This window comes from Salinivibrio sp. IB282 (assembly GCF_001995685.1).
GTDB lineage: Bacteria > Pseudomonadota > Gammaproteobacteria > Enterobacterales > Vibrionaceae > Salinivibrio > Salinivibrio kushneri.
Genome location: NZ_MUET01000007.1, coordinates 17159 through 37352, shown reverse-complemented (window position 1 = coordinate 37352; position 20194 = coordinate 17159). Strand labels below are relative to the sequence as shown.

General features: G+C 50.8%; 18 protein-coding genes and 1 pseudogene. 11 read left to right on the top strand and 8 right to left on the bottom strand.

The genetic code is table 11. The annotated features are described in order from the left end of the window. Positions 1-21 precede the first annotated feature (21 nt). Entirely contained in the window at positions 22-948 is a 927-nt protein-coding gene (locus tag BZG14_RS02880; protein WP_077607935.1) for a YeiH family protein, read from the top strand. A 20-nt stretch (positions 949-968) separates the two neighbouring features. Here BZG14_RS02880 and BZG14_RS15545 read toward each other — a convergent pair whose 3' ends face one another. Next, on the bottom strand, positions 969-1115 hold the full coding sequence (locus tag BZG14_RS15545) for a hypothetical protein (protein WP_158011282.1): 147 nt from the start codon (positions 1113-1115) through the stop codon (positions 969-971). A 270-nt stretch (positions 1116-1385) separates the two neighbouring features. Here BZG14_RS15545 and BZG14_RS02875 point away from each other — a divergent pair. Further along, positions 1386-2018: pseudogene (locus BZG14_RS02875) on the top strand (cation transporter); the annotation flags it as partial. A 321-nt stretch (positions 2019-2339) separates the two neighbouring features. After that, positions 2340-2786, top strand: a complete 447-nt coding sequence (locus tag BZG14_RS02870) for a GNAT family N-acetyltransferase (RefSeq protein ID WP_069590169.1) — start codon at positions 2340-2342, stop codon at positions 2784-2786. A 116-nt stretch (positions 2787-2902) separates the two neighbouring features. On the opposite strand, the gene ubiT is transcribed toward BZG14_RS02870, so the two are convergent. After that, positions 2903-3409, bottom strand: coding sequence for a ubiquinone anaerobic biosynthesis accessory factor UbiT (gene ubiT / locus BZG14_RS02865; protein WP_158011723.1), 507 nt, complete (start codon positions 3407-3409; stop codon positions 2903-2905). A 219-nt stretch (positions 3410-3628) separates the two neighbouring features. Here ubiT and ubiU point away from each other — a divergent pair, with 219 nt between their 5' ends. The 7 genes from ubiU to yqfB all read left to right on the top strand — a co-directional run bounded on the left by ubiU (position 3629) and on the right by yqfB (position 10859). Next, positions 3629-4624 carry a ubiquinone anaerobic biosynthesis protein UbiU gene (gene ubiU, locus BZG14_RS02860; protein ID WP_077607933.1) on the top strand — a complete coding sequence of 332 codons (996 nt, stop codon included), beginning with the start codon at positions 3629-3631 and terminating at the stop codon, positions 4622-4624. Between the two features lie 9 nt (positions 4625-4633). Further along, on the top strand, positions 4634-5509 hold the full coding sequence (locus BZG14_RS02855) for a U32 family peptidase (RefSeq protein WP_077607932.1): 876 nt from the start codon (positions 4634-4636) through the stop codon (positions 5507-5509). A gap of 143 nt (positions 5510-5652) precedes the next feature. Continuing rightward, complete coding sequence (locus BZG14_RS02850) at positions 5653-6144, top strand: GNAT family N-acetyltransferase (protein WP_077607931.1); 492 nt, start codon at positions 5653-5655, stop codon at positions 6142-6144. Continuing rightward, positions 6141-6539 (top strand): VOC family protein, encoded by a 399-nt coding sequence (locus BZG14_RS02845; RefSeq protein WP_077607930.1) that lies wholly within the window; start codon positions 6141-6143, stop codon positions 6537-6539. The genes BZG14_RS02850 and BZG14_RS02845 overlap by 4 nt, the downstream gene beginning before the upstream one ends. 186 nt (positions 6540-6725) lie before the next feature. Beyond that, positions 6726-8909 carry a catalase/peroxidase HPI gene (katG, locus tag BZG14_RS02840; RefSeq protein ID WP_077607929.1) on the top strand — a complete coding sequence of 728 codons (2184 nt, stop codon included), beginning with the start codon at positions 6726-6728 and terminating at the stop codon, positions 8907-8909. 174 nt (positions 8910-9083) lie between these two features. Beyond that, a complete protein-coding gene (gene dcuC / locus BZG14_RS02835) occupies positions 9084-10451 on the top strand; it encodes an anaerobic C4-dicarboxylate transporter DcuC (protein ID WP_077607928.1) in 1368 nt (455 codons plus the stop codon). Positions 10452-10544: 93 nt separating this feature from the next. Further along, a complete protein-coding gene (gene yqfB, locus BZG14_RS02830) occupies positions 10545-10859 on the top strand; it encodes a N(4)-acetylcytidine aminohydrolase (RefSeq protein WP_077607927.1) in 315 nt (104 codons plus the stop codon). A 79-nt stretch (positions 10860-10938) separates the two neighbouring features. On the opposite strand, the gene BZG14_RS02825 is transcribed toward yqfB, so the two are convergent. From BZG14_RS02825 to budA, 3 genes are read right to left on the bottom strand one after another with little or no spacing between them, the layout of a single operon-like run. After that, complete coding sequence (locus BZG14_RS02825; protein WP_069362573.1) at positions 10939-11697, bottom strand: SDR family NAD(P)-dependent oxidoreductase; 759 nt, start codon at positions 11695-11697, stop codon at positions 10939-10941. Between the two features lie 25 nt (positions 11698-11722). Continuing rightward, the gene (gene alsS / locus BZG14_RS02820) at positions 11723-13405 is read right to left on the bottom strand and encodes an acetolactate synthase AlsS (protein ID WP_077607926.1); all 1683 of its coding nucleotides are present in this window, start codon (positions 13403-13405) and stop codon (positions 11723-11725) included. A gap of 41 nt (positions 13406-13446) precedes the next feature. Further along, positions 13447-14223: an acetolactate decarboxylase gene (gene budA / locus BZG14_RS02815; RefSeq protein ID WP_077486299.1), complete on the bottom strand. Its 777-nt coding sequence runs from the start codon at positions 14221-14223 to the stop codon at positions 13447-13449. Positions 14224-14403: 180 nt separating this feature from the next. On the opposite strand from budA, the gene BZG14_RS02810 reads away from it, so the two are divergent. Then, complete coding sequence (locus BZG14_RS02810; RefSeq protein WP_077607925.1) at positions 14404-15297, top strand: LysR family transcriptional regulator; 894 nt, start codon at positions 14404-14406, stop codon at positions 15295-15297. Positions 15298-15325: 28 nt separating this feature from the next. On the opposite strand, the gene BZG14_RS02805 is transcribed toward BZG14_RS02810, so the two are convergent. From BZG14_RS02805 to BZG14_RS02795, 3 genes are all read right to left on the bottom strand, one after another. Further along, complete coding sequence (locus BZG14_RS02805; protein WP_077486301.1) at positions 15326-16378, bottom strand: hypothetical protein; 1053 nt, start codon at positions 16376-16378, stop codon at positions 15326-15328. A gap of 123 nt (positions 16379-16501) precedes the next feature. Further along, positions 16502-17551, bottom strand: coding sequence for a hypothetical protein (locus tag BZG14_RS02800; protein ID WP_077486302.1), 1050 nt, complete (start codon positions 17549-17551; stop codon positions 16502-16504). Positions 17552-17743: 192 nt separating this feature from the next. Continuing rightward, complete coding sequence (locus BZG14_RS02795; RefSeq protein ID WP_077607924.1) at positions 17744-20185, bottom strand: M9 family metallopeptidase; 2442 nt, start codon at positions 20183-20185, stop codon at positions 17744-17746. Positions 20186-20194: the final 9 nt, after the last annotated feature.

The following is a 20194-nucleotide window of genomic DNA, read 5'->3' as shown; positions in this document are numbered from 1 at the left end:
TGATTTTTACTGAGCATCATTATGACCGCATACACGCGTTATCTTCCTTTTTCATTGGCTGTGTTAGCCTGTTTAACCCCTTGGGTAAGCTCGCCGATCGCTCTGGTGCTGGGCTTTTTGTTAACCTCCTTGGGCTGGGTACCAAGCGCAATCCCCCTCACCAAAATCACCAAAAAATTGCTGGCTTATTCGATTGTGGGTCTAGGGTTTGGTATCCCACTGCAAGAGGCACTCGCCGTGACAGGCGATGGGATAGGGCTGATTATTGCCACCATTGCAGGCACGCTGGTTTTTGGCACATTACTGGCCAAACTGATGGGACTGGATAAAAAGACCGGTCACCTGATTGCCTCAGGCACTGCGATTTGTGGCGGCAGTGCAATCGCAGCTGTCTCGCCCGCTATCAACGCAGATGATAAAGAAATTGGTTTGGCGTTAGGCACGGTGTTTGTGTTGAATTCATTGGCGCTGTTTGTGTTTCCTATGGTAGGACATGCGCTGGGGCTAGATCAGCACACGTTTGGAACCTGGGCGGCAATCGCGATTCAWGATACGTCATCGGTGGTGGGCGCGGCGTCCGCTTATGGTGAGCAAGCACTAACGACCGCGACCACCCTCAAACTTGCGCGCGCATTATGGATTGTGCCTGTGGCGTTTGTCAGTGCACTCATGTTTCGCAGTCACGCTAAAAAAATCACGATTCCGTACTTTATCGTTTTCTATTGTCTGGCGATTGGTATCAGTGATGTCTTTGTCCAAGCGCAACCTATCTATGAAGTGATTTTCGCCATTTCAAAGCAAGTATTAGTGGTGTGTTTATTCTTAATCGGCTGCAGTATTTCTGTTACCCAGCTACGCAAGGCAGGCCCTAAGCCTTTACTGTTTGGTGTTGCGCTGTGGGTGATTATCTCCTGTACATCGCTTGCTTGGCTGCTGCTCGCTGCCTAGTCTCCATCGTTGCCTCAGGTTCACTCATGCGGCGTGTCCTGAGGTAAACGTAATACCGCGACCAACAGAAACGCACTGAGTGCCGCACCAAACTGCCACCATCCTGTGCTGGTTATCGCGAGGAAAAGCTGCAAGCCAATTGCCGCGAGTAACACGCCTTTTCTCATCTTCTTAGTCCATAAAGAATCTAAATTTAGATTTAGTATGCGTAAAAGTTATATACAAGCAAAATGCGATTTAGCGCTATCTCATAACTAAAATTTGTTTAGAACACTCACTGTCAGAAATATTGACAGTTATTTTTTCTTGTAAGTAATTGAAATGACATGGATTTTATTGGAATCTTTACAGAGTGATGAAAATGTCAGCAAGTTCGTGTTTGTAAAGCGGCGCAGTAGCACCAAGAATATGTGCGTGTTTTCTACTTTTGGTGTTTTATGTCTCCTCAAAACGTGATCAATGAAAAGTCAGTATTAGTGTTTTCAGCCCTTCTCGCATTGGGGTTTGCCATCGCCGGCCTTGCCGTTGGATGGATTGCTGGCTCTTTAGTGATTATGTTCGACGGTATCTACTCCTTGATTAGTCTAGTGTTAACTTTGTTGTCACTGGGAGCGTCATGGTATATCCACTCGCGTTACGCAAGGCCGATCACACGTGCGCTGCTGACACCGCTTGTTGTCGCCATTAAAGGCGCCGTGATTATGCTGCTTGTGAGTTATTCTCTGTATGAAGCGGTTTCTTCCTTGGTCGAAGGCGGACGTGCGGTTAACCCGTCATTGGCGGTACTGTTTGGTATTGTCAACGTGGTGGGTTGCGGTTACGGATGGTGGATGATTGCACGTAAAAACCGGGCAGGGCAAAGCCAGTTGGTGGAGGCGGAATCGCGCCAGTGGCAAATGGACACCTTATTAAGTCTGGCGGTCACCTTGGGCTTTCTAGGTGCTTGGTTAGTGGCGCATTCACCCTGGTCGGATTATGCGGTTTATGCAGATCCTATGATGATGGTGTTGATGTCGTTCTACTTCATCAAAGTGCCATTTGTCATGGTGCGTAACGCGTTAAAAGAGCTCGCGCCTGTTACAGTAAAGTGGTATCGCACCCGCTCAATGGCGTAATCAGAACACGCCGCAACGCGGACCTAGCCAAACGATCTTATACCCTTGCAGGGGCCAGCATATACTGAGGCGGCGTTTAGCCGCCTTACTGATATTACCTTATGCACTATAACTTTTTTGATTGGCTTTCATATCAACCTAGATACTGTGACCGATTTCAACGTAGTGTGACGGTATACATTTTGTTCTTTATGCTCGTCTGTTGAGGTGTTGACAGCAGAACGTCGCGACGGCGCTTACACTGAAAAGTAACCATAGCGCTGTAGTAGAGAGAGAATGTTGCATATAGCAAAAGCGGAGTTAAATAATCTAGACGCCCTCATGGTGTTATTTGACCAGTACCAGCGCTGGCTCGCGATTCGTCCGCCGCTCAGCCAAACAAGGGCGTTTACTGAGCAACGGTTGCGCGAGCAAGATACTTGTATATTGACCGCTTCTTACCAATCCTCCATGGTGGGATTTGTCCACCTAACGCCTTTGTATTCATTGGCGAGGGCGCGCCGTGGCTTAATTATTAACGATTTGTACGTGCAGCCGGATTCACGGCGACAAGGTGTCGCGCGGGCGTTAATCTCGCACGCTCTCAAGGAGGCTCGTGCCCGCCAAGCCGCTTGCTTATTGCTACAAACCCATCAAAGCAACCATGCCGCTCATCATCTTTTTGAATCTTTTGGTTTTATTTGCGACGTTAGCCAGTACTATTTTCTGGACGTAACCGATTAACGGGTGACGAAAGGAGTAGCTAATGGCGTACGATTTTGATGCCCAGACGGTCTCACTCACGCAACCTTGGTTGGCGGGTGAGCACGCTGGGCAATGAGCTCGCATCAGCTTGTGCACTACAACGCGAGTTTAGTGAGGTAGTGATGGCTTAACGTCAGTGAGCGTGCCAGCGGCTTGGGCAGGGTGTCGATTTCGAGGCTATCAAGCAGGTTTTTCACATGCAGCCCAAGTTCGGTATCACCACTGATACTGAGTTGGCGCTGGAAAAACAGCGTATCCGGATCGCAATAGTGGGTCGCCATTTTTAAAAACGCTAACCAATCTCCCTCGATACTGGCGTCTTCTTCCCCCGATAAACTCACTAATAATTGGTTGTCTTCGTTCAGCGACACGAACCAATTCGCGTTGAGATCACGCAATCCAATGCGAATAGTACGGCCAGCAAGAAAGTCGAACTCGTCCTCTGCCAGCGGTACCGCAAAAGCGGTATTCATGACTTTCGTCAGTACCTGAGCTTGCAGCCCATATGGTAATTGAGTGATCGCTTTTAGCCCTGGTGTAATCAGAGCTGGCTGAGGCAGTGGCAGAGCAAGGGGTTGTTGTGTGATTGGGTTAACGAGCATTTGGCTTTCCTTTGGTGCCAATGGTTGAGTGCCACTAGAGTAGCGAGGTTGGAGGCGCTGCCATTGGATCCGAGTCAAAAATGAGGAGGGTTTTTGTGGCAACAGCGTCATTTATCGCGATTTTTATCCTCATGGGGAAGTGAGCTTGATACATATCAACCCCCCACACTGGCAACGCCCTTATCTTAGCCGGACAATCATAAAATGGAATGCAATGTTATGGAGCTCCTTTGTCCGGCGGGCAATATTCCGGCGGTTAAAAAAGCGATCGAGCATGGCGCCGATGCGGTGTATGTCGGCTTAAAAGATGATACCAATGCGCGCCATTTTGCTGGGCTGAACTTCACCGACAGCAAATTGCAGCGTGCCAGTCAGTATGTGCATGACCACGGCAAAGACTTGCACGTTGCCATTAACACCTTTGCTCACCCCGATGGTTGGCGCCGCTGGCAATATGCGATTGATAGCGCCGCCGGAAATGGCGCTGATGCACTGATCCTTGCTGATATGGCCTGTTTAGATTACGCCGCCAACACCTATCCCCATTTGGATATACACCTTTCTGTTCAAGCATCCGCCACTAACGCTGGGGCGATCCGTTTCTATCAGCAGCAATATGGCGTTAAGCGAGTGGTATTGCCACGGGTGCTGTCTATTCATCAGGTTAAACAACTAGCACGCGATACCGATGTTGACTTAGAGGTATTTGCCTTCGGCAGCCTGTGCATTATGGCCGAAGGGCGCTGCTATTTATCGTCTTATCTTACCGGCCAGTCGCCCAATACCGTTGGCGCTTGCTCACCGGCGGCATTCGTGCGCTGGCAAGATACTGAGCAAGGGTTGGAGTCGCGCTTAAACGGCGTCTTGATTGACCGTTACCAAGCCGATGAAAAAGCGGGGTATCCTACCCTCTGCAAAGGTCGTTTCTGTGTTGACGGCAACCGCTATCACGCCCTGGAAGAGCCCACCAGTTTGAACACCTTAAGTGTCCTACCTGAGCTTTATCGCGCTGGGATCAAATCGGTCAAAATCGAAGGTCGTCAGCGCAGCCCTGCGTATGTGGAGCAGGTTGCACGGGTATGGCGTCAAGCGATTGATCGCTGTGTCGCAAACCCCGAGGCGTTTGATATTGCACCGGATTGGGCGCATTCGCTCGATAGCCTTTCTGAAGGGGTGCAAACCAGTTTGGGTGCTTACCATCGCAAGTGGCAATAAGGAATTATGATGCAATTTTCTCTCGGGCCAATCCTGTATTACTGGCCTAAGGCTGAGGTTGAAGCCTTTTATCAAGCGGCAGCAGATAGCCAAGCCGATGTGATTTATCTCGGCGAAACCGTCTGTGCTAAGCGGCGAGAGCTGAAAACCAAAGACTGGATCGGGCTCGCGCGTGAGCTGGCCGAGTCTGGTAAACAAGTGGTGCTCTCGACCATGGCGCTGATTGAAGCGCCCTCAGAGCTGAGCATGCTAAAACGCTACTGTGATAATGATGATATTCGCATTGAAGCGAATGACGTGAGCGCGGTGCAATTTTTAAGCGAACGTCGGCAGCCCTTTGTGGTGGGGGCGGCCATCAATTGCTATAACCCGCAAACATTAAAGCAATTTGTTGACCTTGGCATGACACGCTGGGTGATGCCGGTGGAGCTTTCGCGCGATTGGTTGGTGAATATGTTGAACGGCTGCGATGCACTGGGTATTCGCGATCAGTTTGAGGTGGAGGTGACTGGCTATGGTTACTTACCACTGGCTTATTCGGCACGCTGTTTTACTGCACGCTCAGAAAACCGTGCCAAAGATGACTGCGAGCTGTGCTGCCTCAACTACCCCAATGGACGGTTAACCGAGTCACAAGAGGGTCAAGCGGTATTTGTGCTGAACGGCATTCAAACCCAGTCCGGGCAGTGCACAAATCTCATTAACGATTTACCGTCGATGCAAGGGCTGGTGGATGTGGTGCGGTTAAGCCCACTGTCGCTTGACACCTTGCACTGGGTAGACAAATTCCGTGCTAACCAAGCAGGCAATAATCCGCAACCGCTCAACCACGATTGCAACGGCTATTGGCACCACTTGGCAGGCATGACACAAATCATCGAGTAGTTGACGTTTCCTTTCAAGGGTGTGGGTAGAGTCACTGCATCAGTCTGATTTATCGGCCAGTATCTAGTGTTGTAGTTTGACTAAACAATGGCATCAGGCGGTTGAGAGCCAGAACACCCCAAGACTTGAAAAGGAACACAAGGATGCAAGTGAGACGTGCCTCGGTTGAGGACTTGGATGCCATCTTCGCCCTGAATGTACAAATTGGTGACATGCATCATCAACATGCGCCGCATCTGTTTGCAACGCCTGACCCAAGTGGTCGGGCGTTTTTGCAGCAAGCACTGCAAGAAGAGGATAAGTACTTCTGGGTGGCAGAGCATCAACACAACGTGATTGGCTTTTTGTCGGCAAGGCTGGAGTCGTTTGAACATATTCCTCATCTGGTCGACGATCCCATGTGTCATGTGAATACCATCGTGGTTGATCGTGATGCTCGTGGAACCGGGGCGGGCAAAGCGTTAATGGCTGCGTGTACCCAATGGGCGAAAGACAATCATGCCACTGTGATAAAACTAGAAGTGATGACGTTTAATCAGGATGCACAGGCGTTTTATCAAGCGCTGGGGTTTACCCCAGACTCTATCACCATGATGCAAAGATTGAATTGCGAGCCGGAGGAGCCAGCACAATGATTGATAAAGACACCGTGATGCGGGTGGCACGACCCACTGACAATTTGGCCGATATTACTAACATGTATTGTGATGGGCTGGGGTTTGAGCTATTGGCGACGTTTTCTGGCCATAATGATTTTGATGGTGCCATTATTGGTCACCCACACCACAACTATCATCTTGAATTTACGCATCATCGCGGCACGCATGTCGGCCCAGCGCCCTCACAAGAGAATTTACTGGTTTTTTATTTGCCGGATCACGCCGCATGGCAGGCTGCCTGTCAACAAATTGAAGCCGCTGGGTTTAAACCTGTGCCGAGCTACAATAGCTACTGGGATAAAGACGGCTGCACCTTTGAAGATCTGGATKGTTATCGTGTGGTGCTTCAAAATCGCGAATGGGCATGGTGAATGTGAGTTAGCGCGTCGCTCATAAGTTATTGGCTATTAACATTATTGGCATAACAGATTAGCGCTTTGTGTGATTATCTATTAACGTTACTCATGTTTAGTTAGCAATAACTAATGATAGCTTCAGTGCGGTCTAGTCAGGTGTTTTAGCGTTCGCACTGATGGATAAAACATAAGGAGAAAGCAATGTCTCAGCAACGCTCAACGTCGGGCGGCCAATGCCCTGTGATGCATGGTGGCGCAACATCGGAAGAGATGGCACACAAAACCTGGTGGCCCAATGCACTTAACCTCGACATTCTTCATCAGCACGACACAAAATCAACGCCGTTTGATAACGATTTTGATTACCCGTCAGCCCTAAAAACACTCGATATTGACGCACTTAAAAATGACGTTAAGTCGCTACTTACCGACAGTCAGTCTTGGTGGCCTGCCGACTGGGGACATTATGGCGGTTTGATGATTCGCATGGCGTGGCACTCCGCGGGGAGCTATCGCATTGCCGACGGCCGCGGTGGCGGTGCGACCGGTAATCAACGTTTTGCGCCTTTAAACTCATGGCCGGATAACGCCAACCTCGATAAGGCCCGTCGCCTTCTATGGCCGATTAAGAAAAAATACGGCAACAAAATTAGTTGGGCAGATTTGATCTTGCTCGCGGGCACGCTGGCGTATGAATCGATGGGGCTAAAAACCTACGGGTTTGCGTTTGGGCGTGAAGACATTTGGCATCCAGAGAAGGATACTTATTGGGGCGCAGAAAAAGAATGGTTGGCCCCAAGTGATGCAGAGAACAGCCGTTACTCTGGCGCACGCGATCTCGAAAATCCACTTGCCGCAGTGATGATGGGGCTGATTTATGTTAACCCTGAAGGGGTAGATGGCAACCCAGATCCGCTCAAAACTGCCCATGATATGCGTGTCACGTTTGAGCGCATGGCGATGAATGATGAAGAAACCGTCGCGCTAACTGCCGGTGGCCATACCGTGGGTAAATGTCACGGCAATGGCGATGCGAGCGTATTAGGACCTGAGCCTGAAGCGGCCGACGTTGATGAGCAAGGCTTAGGCTGGAATAACCACCAAGCGCGCGGCATTGGTCGCGATACGGTCACCAGTGGCATTGAAGGGGCTTGGACTACCCATCCCACGCAATGGGATAACGGCTACTTTTATCTCCTGTTTAACTATGAGTGGGAATTGAAGAAAAGCCCTGCGGGTGCCTGGCAGTGGGAGCCTATCGACATCAAAGAAGAAGATAAACCTGTTGATGTTGAAGACCCCTCGATTCGTCGTAACCCCATCATGACCGATGCCGATATGGCACTCAAAATGGACCCGGCCTATCGCAAAATCTCTGAACGCTTTTATCAAGACCCTGACTACCTGGCAGACGTCTTTGCTAAAGCCTGGTTTAAACTCACGCACCGCGATATGGGGCCCAAGTCACGTTACATCGGCCCAGATGTGCCGAGTGAAGACTTGATTTGGCAAGATCCCGTGCCTGCAGGACGTACCGATTATGACGTGGCAGCGGTAAAAGCAGATATTGCCAATAGTGACCTGACGTTGGCAGAGAAAGTGACCACCGCATGGGATAGCGCACGGACTTATCGCCAATCCGATAAGCGGGGTGGGGCGAACGGCGCGCGGATCCGCCTAGCACCGCAAAAAGATTGGCTCGGGAACGAGCCGGAGCGTTTGGCGAAGGTAGTCAACGTGCTGAGCAATATTGCCCAGAAGCACCAGATTAGTTTGGCCGATACCATCGTGCTGGCAGGCAACCAAGGCATCGAAGAAGCGGCAAAAGCGGCTGGCGTCCCCGTCGACGTCCCCTTCGCACCTGGCCGCGGTGATGCGACCATGGAGCAAACCGATATTGCTTCGTTTGAGGTGTTAGAACCGGTTGCAGATGGATTCCGTAACTGGTTGAAAAAGGACTACACCGTTCAGCCTGAAGAGTTACTGCTCGACCGTGCCCAATTGATGGGACTCACAGCACCTGAAATGACAGTACTACTGGGTGGTATGCGTGTGCTTGGCACCAACTATGGTAGTGCCCCGGAAGGCGTATTTACCGATCGGGTCGGTGAGCTTAGTCATGACTTTTTCGTCAACCTGACGGACATGGCGTATCAGTGGAAACCTGTCGGCCGTAACCGCTATGAGATCATTGAGCGTAATTCGGGAGCAGTGAAGTGGACGGCGAGCCGCGTCGATTTAGTGTTTGGCTCTAACGCCATTTTACGCGCTTATGCCGAGTTTTACGCGCAAGATGATAACCAAGCCAAGTTCGTACACGATTTCGTGGCGGCGTGGGTGAAGGTGATGAACGCTGATCGTTTTGATCTGGTCGCTAAGCAATGATTTAATCGTTACAAATTGTGATCACCAAGCCGCCTTTCATTGATAGGCGGCTTTTTATTTGTCTTAAATCAAGTCAGGGCTTGGTTGTTGTCGTGCTACATGCAGGGTTTTAGTACAGTGAGCTGAGTAAATTCCATCCAATTCTTTTATCTTTACCATCTGGCGGAGTGAATTATGCTAGAGCTGCTCATTGGGCTAGTTGTAACAGTGGCCGTGGGTTACTTCATTGTCAAAGGTTATCGTCCTGCAAGTACCTTGCTAACCGCAGGGATTTTATTACTGATTATCACAGGGCTAATTGGGCACAGTGTCCTGCCGGCTAAATTGACGTCGACGGGCAAGCTGTTTACCGACTCGCTTGAATACGTGAAATACATGCTGCAATACCGGGGTGGTGGTCTCGGGATGCAAATTATGTTGTTGTGCGGCTTTGCGGCCTATATGTCGCACATTGGTGCCAACAACGTCGTGGTGAAACAGTTCTCTAAGCCGCTCTCGGTGATCAAGTCACCCTATGTGCTGCTGGTGGCGGCTTACATCGTGGCCTGTTTGATGTCGCTGGCGGTCAGCTCTGCCACTGGGTTGGGGGTCCTGCTGATGGCCACCTTGTTCCCGATGAWGACTGCGATGGGCATTTCTCGTCCCGCCGCGACAGCAGTGTGCGCGTCTCCTGCAGCGATTATACTTTCACCCACCTCGGGCGATGTGGTGATTGCAGCGGAAAAAGCAGGCTTACCGCTCCACGTGTTTGCGGTCGAAACCGTATTGCCGGTCTCTATTTGTGCGATTATTGTGATGGCCGCCGCGGCGTACTTTTGGAATAAATACCTGGATAACAAAGAAAACACGCCGATGGAGCGTGTGGACGTCTCCGAGATAGAAACTCACGCGCCAGGTTATTACGCCGCCTTACCTTTTCTGCCTATCATTGGGGTGTTTTTATTTAACGGTGAAACCATTCCGGGCCTCTATCTAGATATCTACACCATTGTGGTGCTCTCTATCTTTTTAGGTGCGCTCGTCGACTTCGCCACCAAACGTTTTAATGGTCGCAAAACGTTAGAAGATCTGGATGCGTGTTATGAAGGGATGGCGGATGCCTTTAAAGGCGTGGTGATGCTGTTAGTCGCTGCAGGGGTATTTGCACAAGGCCTTATGTCAATTGGTGCGATTGACAACTTACTCGGCTTAGCAGAAAGCGCTGGGGCAGGCGGTATTGCATTGATGATGCTGCTTACTTTACTCACCGTCGCAGCCGCTGTTGCCACTGGCTCTGGAAATGCACCTTTCTATGCGTTTGTTGAATTAGCACCGTCTTTGGCAGCGAAAATGGGCCTCAATCCGGCATTTTTGATTATCCCTATGCTGCAAGCCTCTAACTTAGGCCGAACCATATCGCCGGTGTCTGGAGTGATTGTGGCGACATCTGGGATGGCAAAACTCAGCCCGTTTGAGGTGGTTAAGCGCACCTCGGTGCCGGTCCTCTGCGGGTTAATTACCGTGATTATTGGCACCCTTGTATTGGTGCCGATGATGGCGTAACGCCGCAAGGCATGAAACGCTCGCGTGCAAGTGTTCGCGGGCGTTTTTAATCGTATCGCACCATAGACCAATACAGTTTTGGAAGAAAGCAACATGACTGCCCCGACCAAAATCACCTTTTTCTCCACCTTAACGCCCATGGTGGCCGCCGGTGTTAAAACCATCACCATTCGCGATGAATCTGAAAGTCACTATCAACCCGGTTCGCGCGTCGCGGTATATCAGCTAGAAACTGATCATTATGTATGTGACATTGTGATCGACAGCGTTGCTCCGCTAGCGTTCGAGGACATTAATGCTCGCCATGCTGAACAAGAGGGGATGTCACTTTCCGACTTGAATGCGCTGATTTTGCAAATCTACCCAGAACGCCCGCCGTTGTTTGTGATTGATTTTCACCTTGCTTAACGGTTCGCGCGTGTTCGTCATGGCGCACCATTAAAAAAGCGCCCGATAACACACACGCATCGGGACGCTTGATGGTTTATTAGACGATCTTAGGTTGACCATCCGAAGCGGTGGCACCCCCGTCGACGGGGAGATTAACACCGGAAATAAATGACGCATCGTCACTGACAAGAAATGCTACCGCAGAAGCAACCTCTTCAGGCTCTGCTGGACGACCTAGTGCGATACGTTCATTGAACTTTTCCCGCACCGATTCAGGCCAGCCATTAGTCATATTGGTTTTGACTAAGCTCGGGCAAACGGCATTAATACGCACCCCTTGAAGGCCGTGATCGAGTGCCATGGCACGTGTTAGATTCGCAACCGCGCCTTTTGCAGCACAGTAAAAAGCCGCGCCCCAATCACCGCCCAGGCCTGATACTGACGCCGTATTTACCATCGAGCCTTTGGTTTTTATTAACTCAGGCATGGCGTATTTAGCGCAAAAAACCACACCATCAATATCGACACCTGATACTTTTTCCCAGTCGTCCAATGTGCCGTCAATCACCGAGCCAGGTGTATGCACCCCAGCGTTATTGATCAGCATATCTAACTGACCAAAGTGAGACACCACTTCTTGAATCATGGCTTCTACCGCTTTTGGATCTGACACATCGACAGAGAGCTTCAAGACGCGATCAGCATCGTATTTTGCAGCTGTGTCATTTAATGCCGCTTGGTTCCAGTCCGCAATGGCCACTTTGGCGCCTTCTTGATAAAGGCGGTCGGTAATCGCGGCGCCAATACCGTTGGCGGCACCGGTAATCAATGCGACTTTTTGGTTAATACCTTTCATTGTGTTCTCCTTTATGTCTGTTTGATCAGGCGAATACCGGATCCATACTGCCGGCCTCGCGTGGGGCCATGAGCTTAAAGTTGTCGCTGTAGTCCACGGGAATGGCGATAACAGCTGGGCCTTGGGTATCCATGGCTTGTTTCAGTTGAGTGACTAAATCTTCTTGTCGTGTCACCGCAAAGCCTTTAGCGCCAAAGGACTCGGCGTAGGCTTTAAAGTCAATCGGGCCAAATTTCACACCAGAAAAGCGCTGATACTTTTTGACTTCTTGCATCTCTACCATGTTGTAGGCGTTGTCCACCCAGACAATGTGTAACAAGTTGCATTTGAGGCGGACTGCGGTTTCAAGCTCCATGCTCGATTGCATAAATCCACCGTCTCCGGACACGGACACCACTTTACGGTCGGGGTTGAGCAAGCTCGCGCCAATTCCCCACGGCAAGGCGACGCCCATGGTTTGTTGGCCATTAGAGACCAATAATTGCCGAGAGCGGAAGCAATTAAGATAGCGCGCAATCCAAATATGGAAGCTGCCCATGTCTAAGCACAAGGTGGTGTCTGGAGTGATCACATCCTGCATGGCTTTAATCAAATGCAGTGGATGCATGGCAAAATCTTGGTGTGAACGACTGTATGCTCGAATAGCTTGGCGCTGGTGGGCCACTTCTTCAAGTAAATCAACTGTTGATTCGGGCATAAGCCATTGATGATCGAGTTGTTCGGTGAGCGCATTAAGGGTGGGCTCAATCTGGCCAACGAGCTCCACGCTAGGGCGGTAATAGTGCTCAATTTCTGCTGGTGCCACATCGATATGGATAATATCGGTGTGTTGCGTGTTCCAAAGCTCTGGATCATATTCAATTGGGCCAAAACCAATGGTGACGATCAGATCAGCGTTCGCTAACAAGAGATCACCGGGTTGATTATTAAATAAGCCGACCCGACCCGCAAAGCGCTGATAGTAGGTGATGTCGACGGTACCAGCAGCCTGATAGGTCCCGATGACGGGAAGCTGAGTACGATTGAGTAGGGCGCGAATAGCTGCGGCATTTTCAGGACGGCTGGCTTGTAACCCCAGTAAGAATACCGGATTATGCGCCGCTTTGATTTTGTTGGCCGCTTCGCGGATAGAGCGCTTATCAGCCATCCCTAATGGTGCCGGGAATGAAGGCGCGAGCACGCCACTGTCGACCGGTTGGTTAAGAATATCCATAGGTAAACTGACAAACGCGGCACCCGGGCGACCGCTTTCCGCTGCACGAAAAGCGTTGGCAAGGATTTCAGAGGTCGCTGAACCGGCTTGGACTTCGGCACTGTATTTGGTAACCGAATTGAAAATGCTGACGGTATCTAGGCTTTGGTGGGTTTGTTTTTGTTGATCGGCACGTTTCACCGCCCCACCTAAAGCAACCACAGGATCGCCTTCAGAATTAGCAGTCGCCAGTCCAGTCACCAGGTTCGTGCAGCCCGGGCCGGACGTTGCCATGGTGACGCCCGCTTTACCGGTTAAGCGGCCAATAACACCGGCCATAAAGGCGCCATTCGCCTCATGGCGGACCGGGATCATTTTGATATTGGTATCTTCAATCGCATCAAAGAGGCGATCAATTTTTGCGCCAGGTATACCAAAAATATACTCGACGCCTTGGCGTTCTAAGTGGGTTGCGACCAGTTGTGCGCCTGTGTCCCAATGCGTTGTTGTTGTCATGTTGGGCTCCTCGTGAGGTTAGCTCCCTATGGGAGGTGATATTATTTTTCTGCTTGTTCGATAGCGGCGTGAATATTGTCTGGTGTTAAGTTCGCGCCCAAAAATTCCGCATTGGTGGGGAGGTCAATCACCAACTTGGAGACGCGGCCGATTTGCAAGGTGCCGCATGCCAACTCGTAGTCTTGGACATGGCCGCCGCCTGCGCGAGTGTCAGTGATAAAGTGCTCGTGATAGCCCGCGACATTGATGCCCTGGGTATATTGCGGGCTACGGAAACCAGCAATTACGCCATTAACGTGATCAAAACGAAATTCTGGTTGGGCATCGATGGCCTCGAGCATGGGCTTGTATGGTGGTGTTTGCTTGGGCACGGTGCGCGTACGCACATGCTCGAAGGCGCCATCAATTCGAACGGCACAGAACAGGTTGTCACTTGGCACCAGTGTGTCGATTACGTCGTGCAGCTCTTGGCGCGACATGGGATGATCAAACTGTTGTGTAATGTCTGGTTTGAAAAAGGTCATAACGGCGAATGGTGTTTTTTGCTCAGGATCCGCGCGCCTTGCCGAACCATCGCCGCGTAGTTGAAAAATCGTCTGATCAAAGGCGATGAGTTCACCGTCCAATTGGTTAAAGGTCCCTAGGCCAAAGTCGCCATGTTCGAGCAGGTCGGCCATGGTGGTCTCGCCCTCATACACGCCATCAATCAAGGCACTCATCAATGAGGTTTGATAAATCTCACCTTCTCCTGTTTGTTGGTGATGCTTGAGATAGGCGGCGGCGACATGTTCTGCACAGTGGCAGGTTTGGGTGCTCATAAAGCGTCCTTATAAACCGAAGTCAGTTAGGTTAAAACCGAATCTTGATGATGCGAGGTTGAAGAAAGAGACACCAATACAAATAACGTTGGTTTTGATATCTAAAAGATATGGCACATGGAAAACGTGGTAAGATATTGAATCCAAACAGTTGATAATGCGCAGCATTAAGGCATGACGATGGAGTTTAGGTATTTACGGTATTTCGTCACAGTGGCCGAGTGTCAGCACTTTACGCGCGCGGCTGAGAAACTGGGTATTGCTCAGCCGCCACTGAGCCAGCAAATTAAAAAGCTAGAACAAGAGATAGGTGTGCCCTTATTAGAGCGCCTACCGCGAGGTGTGTCGTTGACACCAGCAGGAGCGGTGCTTTATCAAGGTGCGGTAAAAATTCTCAGTCAGTTAGATCAAGCCGTGCAGCGCACAAAGCAGGTTGCCCGCGGGGAACGTAATCAAATACGCCTCGGTTTTGCCAGCTCGACGGTCGTCAGCCAACAAGTGTTAGCGCTGGTGCGAGGGTTACAAGAACATCATCCCGATATCGACTTTCAGCCGGTCGAGCAGCCCATGCCATCATTAGTGGAGACACTTCGTCAACAAGAGGTGGATTTAGCTTTCTTACGTTTGCCTTGTTATGCCAGTGAACATGTGGCGCATACCGCCTTATTTGATGATCCCTTTAAACTGGTTGTCGCGGCTGACCATCCTCTCGCGACATGTCACAGCGTGACGTTGTCACAGCTCGGCAATGATCCGATCATTCTCTTCCCTCGTGATATCGGGCCTGGGCTCCATGACGCGTTATCTGATGCATTAAAAAGCGCAGGATTGACACCATCTTCTGCATCGCTTGCGCCACAACTCCATTCCGCAACCGCAATGGTATCCGCGGGTTTTGGCGTGGCCTTGGTTCCCGCTTCGCTAACCACCCAGTTGAGCGACCACGTGTCAGTGCTGTCGCTGGTACAGATGCCTTTGAGTAGCCAAGTGGTGCTGGCTTGGCAACGCACGAATACTGCCCAAGTGGTGCGTCGCTGTATTGCAACGGCACGCGAATGGGCGAATGCTCAATAAGCCACCCAGATCGTCATCGTGTTCAACGCTAACGCGCGGCGTGTTGTAAAAACTCGAGTTGCATCCGCTCTTGCTCGGACATTTGATAGGGCTCGTCGGATAATTGTCCGGTATCGAAAGTACCGAGTGAATAATAGTCTTGTGGGCTGATGCCAAATTGTGCCCGTTCACCGGGATAACCGGACATTCGCTCAATGACCACGTCTTTCAGTTGCCATTCATCGCCATAGCCACGCATTGCGGCTTTGAACGCGCGTAGCGCCAGAGTTTGCTCTCCTTCACTGAGGCGTGTCTTACTGGTTAATGCCGCAACGGGTTGATCGTCAGCAGTAAATAGATTGGCACGTACTCGGTAAATACCGCTTTTGTCGATATCCAAAACCAGTGGTATCACCATATCTGGCCCGCGGCCGAAAACCGGCTTCACCCCTTTCACTTCCGCAATAGGTTGATAAAGACGAAAGTCGGCAGTGAGCACGTCGTCGCCCCCATTAAAATTGAGAGCCGCTTTGAGGCGAAGCTCAATGGGCCAGTCAGCTTTGGGTTCAATGTTCCACTGTGTCTCTGTCACATTGAAGCGGGTCAATTCCCGATTAGCCTCGACATCAATGACTGACACAGTCGCGTGATTAAAAGAGGCCGGGGTGATCAGTGAGGCTTGAATGTTTTCCGGATAAAAGTAGCGGTATTGGTTGAGCTTTAATGCTGCTTTTACCGAGCCATCGAGGATCGGCATCGGCGTCGAGACATATCGATTCCAGTGTAGATAAGGGCTTTGCTTCGATGGAATAGGGATCGAATAGGAGGGGTGCTGGATTTGCTCTGCATAGTCGGCCGCAATGTAGCTCAGTGTCGGTGCCATCGAGGTTTGCTCGATATCGGGTTCTTCTGGACGATATTGCGCATTTCGAGGGGTAGACGCTGGCGTCGATGGCTCGTATTCGGCAACGTCGGGCGATGGCTGTTGAATGCTCTGTTCAGCCGTCATTTTGGTGGGCGGCGCGCCGGGAGTATCAAGCCATAGGTAGGCAGTAATGCCAATGGATACGACCAAGGTTACTGCGAGTAGCAGTCGAGTCATAGTAGCCCCTAATTAATGTGTTACAGGCACGGTAGCACAGGAAAGAAAAGCGAATCAGTCGTCCTACTGCCCTTGTATCGATGAAAGGGCAGCTTTGTTAATGACGTCACAGTGTATCCGAAATTATTGTGGAAGAGCATGGACCAGCTCTGACAAGGTGTCACGGTCTGAATCACGGACAAAGCGGTATTTCTTGCCGAACCAGCCATCTTCGTCAACGGTCTCGACGGCGATACGAGACTGATCGCCGAGCACAAGCTCTGGATCGGTTGCCGTCACTTTCCCCTTGTGCCAAGGGTTAAAGATAGTGAGATGGCTGTATTTGTCGCCCATCAACAGTGGATAGTGCGAGGGCATAAAACGTCTAACCCCTTTGTGGACATAATCTAACTGGCCGTCGAACTCAATCGCGGTCGAACAGCTATCAAATGCATCGGCATCGGCAGCGCCACAGGCGGAGTGTGCGGCAACCACTCCATCATCACTGCCTGGAATAAAGGGAGATGTCGCCCCCAAGAAGTCAGAGCCATTTCCGACAAAACGAATACGCGGTACGCGGTTATCAGGCCACATCGCGAGTTGTCGCGCGTTGGCCACTTTCAAGTCGTTCAGTACGCCGATATTGCCTTTGCTGGGGAGTTGTCCCATCCATAGTGACACGGCTTTTTTCATGGCATGATTGAGCCAACCGCCGCCTTCGGTAACATTCACCGCGATATTGGCCAACTCAACGCCGCCACCCGCACCGGCGAAGTCAAAGGTACCGACAATATTAAGAGGTTCGAGCCCTGCGTTGGTCAGCCAGTTTTCTTGATTATCTAACAGGTAGCGCGCGACCAAGTCGCCGGTAGAGTGGGTGACTAAAAGGCAGCCGGACAGACAGGTTTCTTGCTCTGAAAGCGTTTTTAATGCAGGCCATAGATAATCTGAGGCAATCTTTCCTTCGATGCGTTCGTGGGCGGGCCAATCGATACGGGCATCGGCGTACTGCAGCCAGTAATCTTGCCAGTAGTCTGAGCCATCTTGCGCGACCTGATCGTGATCGGGGCGGCTTTGCAGTTGATCAGGCTGAAAGCCGTGAATCAGTACCACCTTATACGAGCCGATCGCGGCGAAGGCCGAAGCGGAAAATATGGCCGCCAGCATGAGTAATGCGCGATATATATTTTTCATTGTTTTAGCCAACTTGTTTTGAGTAAACACTCAATATTATATAGCGTATTGTGCAATAAGTGCCATAATCATTAGGTCAATAATCACAAAGTTAAACGCAATCGTGTCGCAGTATATAAAAAAGCGCCACTCGGTGGTGGCGCTTGATACCATGGCGCTTAACGCTTAACGCTTAACGCTTAACGCTTAACGCTAACGAAAATAAACACGCACATCGGTTTGGCTTCGGCTTCCATCGCCCGTGAGCAGTAGGTGCAGACGTTGCTGATCACGTAAATCGACCTCGATATACTGGTTGCTGCCCGGCACGTCTGAAACGGCTTGATTTTGCGCTTGCGTTGGCCAGTAATCCTCGGCGGCGAATACGCTCAGGTTTCCCGCGTCACCATCCGCCATGACCCACACTTGCGCTTTGGTTGCGCCTTCTGGCACATCGGCATATAGGTAGCGACGTTGATAAACGCTAATACTGTTGGGGCTGGCGACGTTAAGTTGCATCGGGCGCAAGTCATCGGTGCCAGCTGGCGTTTCAGGCTGTGGTTCTGGCGTTGGCTCGGGTTGCACTTGGCCTTCCGCATTCACTTTAAGGGTGACATCGGTAAAGTCACCGCGCCCGGTGACACTTAAGGTATAGCGGCCTGGCTCTACATCGTTAAGGGTCACGGTTTCATTACTTGTCTGGTTCCACTCGGTGGCGTCAAAATCGTAATAGTGCGCTTGACGATCTTTCGCCACGTAGAGATCGGCATTGCCCTGTCCTTCAATGCTAAATGTCAGCGCGCTAGCAGGTTGGGTAAGGTCAATTTGATACAGGTGCTCACTGTAGGCTTGTCCACTAATGGTAACGGTTTGACCTAGAGACAGGGTTGTGACGTCTGGTTGTTCTGGTTCCGGCTCTGGCTCGGGATCAGGATGAGGCGGCTCGCCGCTATCTGAACTATCCAGCGTGGTCAGCCATTGTGAAAATGCGGGACCATACTGTTCACCATAATCCTTTACCAAGTTCGACCATTTTTCAAAGTGTCCAGCTCGGCCGGCTGCGAGCAACGCATTGACAGCTTCTGGGTGCTTTTCAAACAAGAAGCGTACCGCCAAATATCCCCAGCGATAAACGCGGTTCACATCGTGCTGATAGGTGGTGGCAAATACGTCACTGAGTGAATAGCCGCCTTCTTTGCCCAAGCGTATGGCGTCGGCATAGTCATCGCCATGGGCCATGTATTCAGCAAAGCCTTCTAGCCACCATACGGTGTGGCCGTGGCGAAGTACGTCGTTAAAGTCGCCATACATATTAAAGCGCCCATCGAGATAATGAACATACTCGTGCTCGAGGTTCCAAATCGAAAGCGATTGACCATTATCATTGCGGTAAGCGATAAAACGGGCTTGGTTGTCTGGATCGGCAGGATTTCCTTCTAGGTATTGGCCGCCATWATCGGTCGAGTTACCAAACAAAAAGGCTGAATAGGTTTTGTAGTCCGATGGGTTATCAAACACCACGACTTCAACGCTGTCGTTCAGATCGTCGGCGACCGCTTGATAACCTGAGTTCACGGTTTGATGAAAGGCCACTTCTTTATCGTGCAGGCTTTCACATGCCTGCTGCGATTGCGCTTGTGTCATGCTTTGTGAACGAATAATGGCCGGGCCATCACATTGATGGCGATAAGGCACCACTTTGGCTTCTAGTGTTGCTTTGGCATCAGACAAACCTAATTCCGTCACCTTGTCGGGGGCGTAAGCATCCACCATTTCTGCCATGCCCACCCATACGGCGTCGTTTTTGCCGCCTAGCGGGAAACGCGGTAATAGATCACGATAATGGCTAATCACACGATCTCGCACGCTGGCTTGGGGGGCCATCAATAGCCGTCCCATTTCGCGGACAGTGTTTGATACCAATAACGCCCCATGGTCGCTATTGGATAGCTGAGGATGATTGACAACGAACTGATAAAGGCGGTCAATCAAGGAGAGATCGGCGGCGAGCACATCGTAAAAGGCTTGACGAGACTGGTGGCCTGCCATGGCACGGAAAAGGTTGTTGAGCGCATCAGCGTAACGGCGGTCGTCTAGGCGGTCTGGGTTGAGGTTTTCCAGCAGTTGAATTTGTAGGTCTAGAGTCTGCGGCAAGCGCTTGATGCTGTCGGCCATCAGCGTTAAGCCATGCAAGGCATCGGCTTGGGCGCGACCTTTTGCCGTGGCGTAAGGCGAGCGTAAAAATGCATTGATGGTATCCGCGAGGCGATCGTCTAGCGCATCAGAAAAATCAGCGTTCGCTTTGTCACCGTAGAAGCGTACATAGTAGGCCGCGCGTACGTACTCGGCTAAATTAGCAATTTGGCGAGCTTGGCTGTCATCACCCTGATAATGGGTAATGGTCTGCGATAAACGCTGTGCCACTTTACCTACAAAGGCTTCTTGGTAGAGATTGTTATATCGAATAGACGCGGTGTCATACCAGCTGGTAAAGCAACCGCGTTCAGCACTCATAATCGCTTCGATAGGTGCATTACTGGCCGCCAAATCGGCAATATCACATTGAGCGCTAGCCCATGCACTGGTGCTGCTAAAGGCGGCAAGCGCAATGAGTGCCGATAGCGGTTTGGGTCGGGAAGGAAATAGTGTATACATTTCAAGCTC

Bases quoted from the DNA above. Each gene is read 5' to 3' on its own strand.
- BZG14_RS02855 (WP_077607932.1), top strand. From the start codon at position 4,634: ATGCAATTTTCTCTCGGGCCAATCCTGTATTACTGGCCTAAGGCTGAG.
- BZG14_RS02810 (WP_077607925.1), top strand. From the start codon at position 14,404: ATGGAGTTTAGGTATTTACGGTATTTCGTCACAGTGGCCGAGTGTCAG.
- alsS (WP_077607926.1), bottom strand. From the start codon at position 13,405: ATGACAACAACAACGCATTGGGACACAGGCGCACAACTGGTCGCAACC.
- BZG14_RS02805 (WP_077486301.1), bottom strand. From the start codon at position 16,378: ATGACTCGACTGCTACTCGCAGTAACCTTGGTCGTATCCATTGGCATT.
- BZG14_RS02800 (WP_077486302.1), bottom strand. From the start codon at position 17,551: ATGAAAAATATATATCGCGCATTACTCATGCTGGCGGCCATATTTTCC.
- katG (WP_077607929.1), top strand. From the start codon at position 6,726: ATGTCTCAGCAACGCTCAACGTCGGGCGGCCAATGCCCTGTGATGCAT.
- BZG14_RS02870 (WP_069590169.1), top strand. From the start codon at position 2,340: ATGTTGCATATAGCAAAAGCGGAGTTAAATAATCTAGACGCCCTCATG.
- ubiU (WP_077607933.1), top strand. From the start codon at position 3,629: ATGGAGCTCCTTTGTCCGGCGGGCAATATTCCGGCGGTTAAAAAAGCG.
- ubiT (WP_158011723.1), bottom strand. From the start codon at position 3,409: ATGCTCGTTAACCCAATCACACAACAACCCCTTGCTCTGCCACTGCCT.
- BZG14_RS15545 (WP_158011282.1), bottom strand. From the start codon at position 1,115: ATGAGAAAAGGCGTGTTACTCGCGGCAATTGGCTTGCAGCTTTTCCTC.
- budA (WP_077486299.1), bottom strand. From the start codon at position 14,223: ATGAGCACCCAAACCTGCCACTGTGCAGAACATGTCGCCGCCGCCTAT.
- BZG14_RS02825 (WP_069362573.1), bottom strand. From the start codon at position 11,697: ATGAAAGGTATTAACCAAAAAGTCGCATTGATTACCGGTGCCGCCAAC.
- BZG14_RS02850 (WP_077607931.1), top strand. From the start codon at position 5,653: ATGCAAGTGAGACGTGCCTCGGTTGAGGACTTGGATGCCATCTTCGCC.
- yqfB (WP_077607927.1), top strand. From the start codon at position 10,545: ATGACTGCCCCGACCAAAATCACCTTTTTCTCCACCTTAACGCCCATG.